Here is a 3,138-nt window from a genome sequence, read left to right as displayed (position 1 = left end):
TGCGGCGGGCGGTGCGGCGGGCGGTGCGGAACTCGAGCGCGGCGGCGGCTGAGCCCCGGACGGCCCCCGGCGGTCCGGGCACGGGGGCGCGTTCGCATCGCGGGGCGGACCGCTACGCGCTCGGTGCGGGCGCGGGGGCGCCGGGGCCGGTGTCCGCGGCGAGCAGGTGCGGCTCCAGCAGCGCGCGGACCTGCGCCGGCATCTCGCGCTTGGCCTTGGTCGCCGGGTCGATGAACACGTGCCGCACCTCACCGTCGGCGATGAGCCGCTCGCCCACCCGGAACACCGGGCGCACGATCATGCTCGTCGTGCCCAGGTGCGCCAGCGGCATCGACACCTCCAGCAGCTCGTCGAACCGCGCGCCCTCCCGGAATCGGATCCGCGCCTCGGCGACCACCAGGTCGTAGCCGTCGTCCACCATCTCGCCGTACTCGCCGATCAGCGCCCGCCACATCTCCGTCAGCGCCACGTCGTAGAGGAACAGGTAGTGGCCGTTGAACACCACGCCCTGCTGATCGCACTCGCTGTACCGCACCCGAAGCCGATGCGTGAACACATCACCCATACCGGGCATCCTGCCGCATCCCCCGACACCCGCCTGCCATAAGAACTGCTTCTGGTGGGGAGAACATCTATCTCTTGGACTTCTCCATCCGCGGTGCGCAGGATGGGAAGTGAGACCGAGAGAGGGAGGACACCATGAGCGGACACCGGGAATACGAGAAGGCCATGCGGCCCGAGGACATCACGCGGCTGTTCGTCGAGCGCTCCAACGCCGGCGACGCGGCCGGCGTCGCCGCCCTCTACGAGCCCGACGCGGTCCTGGCCTACCCGCCGGGCTCGCAGACCGTCGGGCGCGACGCCATCCGCGCGCTGTGGGAGAAGGTGCTGGCCGCCCGCCCCCGCTTCGAGCCGGAGGAGCCGCTGCCCACGCTGATCAGCGGCGACCTGGCGCTCACCTCCACCCCGCCCAGGGACGGGGCGGGTGCCCGCGCCCAGGTCGTCCGACGCCAGCCCGACGGCAGCTGGCTGCGCGTCCTGGACCAGCCCGAGTTCGTCCCGCCGGCCGGCGGCGGCCCCGCCTGAGCGGCGCCCCCCCGCCGGCCCCGAGCCGGGCGAGCACAGCCGGACGGGCACGGCGAGCACAGGTCAGGGGAGCGCAGGTCAGGGGAGCGCGGCGATCTTGCGTTCCAGCACCGTCCGCTCCCGCTCGTTGCGGCACAGGCCCGCCGCCCGCTCCAGCTCCGCGCGCGCCTCGGCGGGGCGCCCCAGGCGGGTGAGCAGCTCCCCGCGGACGGTCGGCAGCAGGTGCGAGCCCGCCAGCGCCCCCGCCGCCGCCAGCGCGTCCACGACCGGCAGCGCCGCCGCCGGGCCCCGCGCCATCGACACCGCCACCGCCCGGTTCAGGTCCACCACCGGGGACGGCGCCAGCCGGCCCAGCGCCTCGTACAGCACCACGATGCGGTCCCAGTCGGTCTCGGCGGCCGACGGGGCGACGGCGTGGCACTCGGCGATCGCCGCCTGCAGCCCATAGGCGCCCAGGCCCCGGCCCGCCTTCTCCGCGCGGGCCAGCGCGGCGCGGCCCCGCCCGATCGCCGACCGGTCCCACCGGGTGCGGTCCTGGTCCTCCAGCAGCACCGGCTCCCCGTCGGGGCCGGTGCGGGCCGGGAACCGCGCCGCGGTCAGCTCCAGCAGCGCCAGCAGCCCGTGCGCCTCCGGCTCGTCCGGCACCAGCCGCGACAGCACCCGCGCCAGCCGCTGCGCCTCGCCCGCCAGGTCCCGCCGGATCAGCACGTCGCCGGAACTGGCCGACGACCCCTCGGTGAAGATCAGGTAGATCACGCTGAGCACCGACCCGAGCCGTTCCGCCCGCTCGGCGGCCGGCGGCGCCTCGAACGGCACCCGCGCCGCGCCCAGCGTCTTCTTCGCCCGGGTGATGCGCGCCTGCACCGTGGCGGTCGGGACCAGGAACGCGCTGGCGATCTCGTCGCTGGTCAGGCCGCCGACCACGCGCAGCGTCAGCGCCACCCGCGCCTCCCGCGCCAGCACCGGATGGCAGGAGATGAACATCAGCGCCAGCACGTCGTCGTCGATGCGGTCGGGGTCCCACAGCACGTCCCCGTCCCCGGCGGCGGCCGGGACGGCCCCCGGCGCAGCGCCGCCCTCGCCCAGCCCGCGGGCCAGGGCGGCGTACCGCTCGTCGCGGGCCGACCGGCGGCGGAACGCGTCGATCGCGCGCCGCCGCCCCACCGTCAGCAGCCACCCCGCCGGGTTGCGGGGCACCCCGTCGCGCGGCCACGTCACCAGCGCCTCCGCCAGCGCCTCCTGCGCGAGGTCCTCGGCCAGCGCGAAGTCGCCGGTGTAGCGGGCGAGGCCGCCGACGATCCGCGCCGACTCGATCCGCCACACGGCGGCGACGGTCTCACGCGCGCTCCGGCCGGCCATCCGCCGCTCCCGTCACAGCTGCCCGGTGGCCTCGCGCCACGCCCGCTCCTTCTGGATCCACTCGTTGTCCTGCGGGAACTCGTCGATCGTGGTGACCCGCCGGATCTCGGTCTTGAACCCCGGGCCGGTGATCGGGGCCCGCTTGGCCCACTCGACCGCCTCCTGCTTGGACGCCACGCCGAGGATGTAGAAGCCGCCGAACAGCTCCTTGGTCTCACCGTAGGGGCCGTCGGTGACCACCGGGGGCTCGGCGGAGTGGTCGACGACCACGCCCTCGGAGGCGTCGTCCAGGCCCTCGGCGGCCAGCAGCACCCCGGCCTGGATCATCTCCTGGTTGAAGCGGCCCACCTTCTCGATCATCTCGGTGAAGTCGGCGCCGGCCATCCCCGCGTAGGCCTCGTCGGTCGCGCGCCAGATCAGCATGTACTTCATCGTCGTCCTCCCTCGTCCCGGGCTCCCCTTCCGGAGCCTCGCACCCCTAGGTCGAACGAGCGCGCCCCGGATCAACACGCGCGCCGAAAATTCTGCCGGAGATCTTTTCGCGCGGCTGAAACCTCGGCAAAGGCTCCACCCCGGGGCGGGCGGGATGACCGGAATGGGGGATGCGGGGCCGTTACCGTGCGGGAATGCCGCAGACGCCCGGCGACGCACCCGGGGACGCACCCGGCGGCTCGTCCGGCGAGGCGCCCGGCG

Annotated in this window: 4 protein-coding genes; 1 reads left to right on the top strand and 3 read right to left on the bottom strand. The window is 75.0% G+C overall.

Going from position 1 to position 3,138, the window contains the following annotated elements:
• Positions 1 to 112 precede the first annotated feature (112 nt).
• Complete coding sequence (locus ACIWVC_RS28380; RefSeq protein WP_396452329.1) at positions 113 to 565, bottom strand: acyl-CoA thioesterase; 453 nt, start codon at positions 563 to 565, stop codon at positions 113 to 115.
• Between the two features lie 134 nt (positions 566 to 699).
• On the opposite strand from ACIWVC_RS28380, the gene ACIWVC_RS28375 reads away from it, so the two are divergent.
• Positions 700 to 1,086, top strand: a complete 387-nt coding sequence (locus ACIWVC_RS28375; RefSeq protein WP_396452331.1) for a YybH family protein — start codon at positions 700 to 702, stop codon at positions 1,084 to 1,086.
• A gap of 78 nt (positions 1,087 to 1,164) precedes the next feature.
• On the opposite strand, the gene ACIWVC_RS28370 is transcribed toward ACIWVC_RS28375, so the two are convergent.
• Entirely contained in the window at positions 1,165 to 2,445 is a 1,281-nt protein-coding gene (locus ACIWVC_RS28370) for an RNA polymerase sigma factor (protein ID WP_396452333.1), read from the bottom strand.
• A gap of 12 nt (positions 2,446 to 2,457) precedes the next feature.
• Complete coding sequence (locus ACIWVC_RS28365) at positions 2,458 to 2,877, bottom strand: YciI family protein (RefSeq protein ID WP_396452335.1); 420 nt, start codon at positions 2,875 to 2,877, stop codon at positions 2,458 to 2,460.
• Between the last annotated feature and the right edge of the window lie 261 nt (positions 2,878 to 3,138).

Source organism: Actinomadura sp. (assembly GCF_044508335.1).
Lineage (GTDB): Bacteria > Actinomycetota > Actinomycetes > Streptosporangiales > Streptosporangiaceae > Spirillospora.
Note: the sequence above shows the minus strand (reverse complement) of the source record. Positions and strands in the feature narration are given on the sequence as shown.